The organism is Pseudomonas sp. 05N433 (assembly GCF_056396925.1).
Window position 1 is genome coordinate 1 of record NZ_JBFTML010000119.1, and the last position, 2,340, is coordinate 2,340.

A 2,340-nucleotide genomic window follows, 5' to 3' on the forward strand; every position below is an offset into this window, starting at 1 on the left:
GTGCATAGCTGGCCAGCCCTTTATCGATGAGGGACAGGTCGCATTGCTCGTCGTCAGGTCGACCGGAAGCCAGAGAGATTGCCTCTGGATTTTCACTGGAAATGGAATTTAGAAGATGGATAACGTTCAGAGTAGGGTCTTCGAATATCGTTTTTTCGAGTACGCTGGGCAATCTCGCTTCTCCATAAAAAGCAACGAGCCGTTGAAGGCTCGTTGCGCATGATTAACATCTGTTACGCAGGTTTAAGTGCACTTTTTTGATTGGCCATATTTTCCATGGCCACAAATGCCTGAAGCAGATCCTCTTTAAGATCCTCAAGGGCCTCTAAACCAAAACACAATCGTACCAACCCCTTTTCAATCCCCATATCCGCTTTTTCCTGCTCGGTCATCGAGGCATGGCTTCCACTAAAGGGTTGCGCAACCATTGACGTGACACAGGCCATTCCCGTACCCGTTCCAAACCATTTGAGGGAGCTGCTGAAGGTTTTGTAAAAGGGGACCAGATCGGGCCGAACATCAACAAACACAATGCCACCGTAGCCGGTCAATTGTTTATCATCGACTCGTGGATAATATACATGCTCAATAAAGGGCAGTTCCCGTAGATAGTTGAGCATGCTGGAGGTTGTGTTGCTGTGTTTCTCCATGCGCAGGTTAAATGTCTGCATGCTTCTGCGGAGCAGCCATGCGCTATTAGGCGCTAATATTGAGCCTGAGTAAAAGCGGCCTTCGAGGAGGCGCGTATAAATCATTTCATTGTTGACGAGTACCAGGCCGCCCATGACATCGCTATGCCCGGAGAAATACTTCGTTGCGCTGTACAGAGAAATATCCGCGCCGAAGTTCAGAGGCTTTTGAAATATCGGAGTGGCCCACGTGTTGTCAACGACCACCAGAGCGTGTGGGTTGTTTTGCTTAACCACCTTGCTGACCGCATGAATATCAATGTCTTTCAGAAAGGGATTGGTCGGTGTTTCGAAAATGACCATGTCCACGTCCGACGGCAACTCTTTCAATCCACTTTCCGTGGTGAGATCCAGAATCGTCAGTTTCGCACCGATACGTGCCGCATATCGCTGAAACAGCTTATAAGAACAGCCATAGATATATTTGTTGATCACCAGCGACCCACCGGGTTTCAGCAGCTCCAGCACCATGTAGATGGCACTCATTCCGGTGCTGTAGGCCAAGGCGTATTCGCTTCCTTCCAGTGCAGCGACAACCTGTTCCAGCTCAGTCACATTGGGATTGGCTTTTCTCGAGTAGAAGAACGCCGAGTCAGCGCTAAAAGCGCTGCACTGATAAATAGGCGTCACGGATGGATGGGCTTCTCGGTCATCGACCCTGATATGGAGAATTTCAGTAGACACATTCATGATTTGCTCACCAGTTTGATAACCTGCTCATACATGTTCTGCTTGCCCTCATACCCAATGGTCGGCGTGATGTCGTTTTGCGAAATACCAATCTCTTCAATCGACTCGGTTGGGAAGTGAGCCCTGTCGAATACTTCATGAAGATTTGAGTTGACCCCCTTGGGAAGCCAGACTTCAGGGCCTGATTCATCAATTCGTGCCTTGGCAATAATAAATCGATAGCTTTCATACGGCCGCAATGTCAGTGATTTCCAATCACTGTTGAGCCCGTCGGTATAGTTGCGCCGCAGGTAGACGGTCTGTTCAAAGTCTTCAGTATTCAGCACTTGGGCGTGCAGCGATACGATATCCCCATGCCACTCGAACTTTCGCTTCTCGTAAGAGGTCAATGCAGCCTCTCGCAGTTCAACAGGTGTGTTCGCTTTGTGTTCGCCCAGTAACTTGAAGTGTGCGTCGTGCCCACAACGGGCGCAGCAACCGTTGCTATCCAATCCGATTAGTTCAGCATTCAAACCGTAGCGGGTAACGAGTAGAGCGTTACAATTATTGCAGTTGGTATTGGTGCCCTCGACATCATTTACGTTACCCAGATAAACATGCTCAACCCCCATGCTCCGGGCAATGTCCCGAGCCTTCAGGAGTCTATCCACGGGCGTCCTGATGCTATTACTCATTTTATAATCAGGGTGAAACCTTACAAAGTGGAGCGGTACATTCGGGCCCAGTTCATCCAGTACCCACTGGCTGATTTTCCTGGCGGTATCCTCATCGTCACTGATATCGGTAACCATCAAGGTGCTGACTTCAACATATTTACCAGCATCGTATACTTTCTTGATGCCAGCCAGAACGGGCTCTACCCAGCCTGTTGTGACTTTTCGATAGTATTCGGGGGAGATGGACTTTAGCGAAATCGAGAATATGTCGATGACGGGCAATAGTTCATCAATGGCTTCTTCAC

The 2,340-nt window shown here is 49.0% G+C and carries 2 protein-coding genes; both read right to left on the reverse strand.

The genetic code is table 11. The features are described from left to right. Nucleotides 1–233: 233 nt before the first annotated feature. Complete coding sequence (locus AC1DIS_RS29895) at nt 234–1,379, reverse strand: trans-sulfuration enzyme family protein (RefSeq protein ID WP_477743966.1); 1,146 nt, start codon at nt 1,377–1,379, stop codon at nt 234–236. Then, on the reverse strand, nt 1,376–2,340 hold a 965-nt coding region (locus AC1DIS_RS29900; RefSeq protein WP_477781291.1), incomplete at its 5' end, for a radical SAM protein. The genes AC1DIS_RS29895 and AC1DIS_RS29900, both read right to left, overlap by 4 nt.

Excerpts from the sequence above, each read along its gene's own strand:
- AC1DIS_RS29895 (WP_477743966.1), bottom strand. The coding sequence starts at position 1,379 with ATGAATGTGTCTACTGAAATTCTCCATATCAGGGTCGATGACCGAGAA.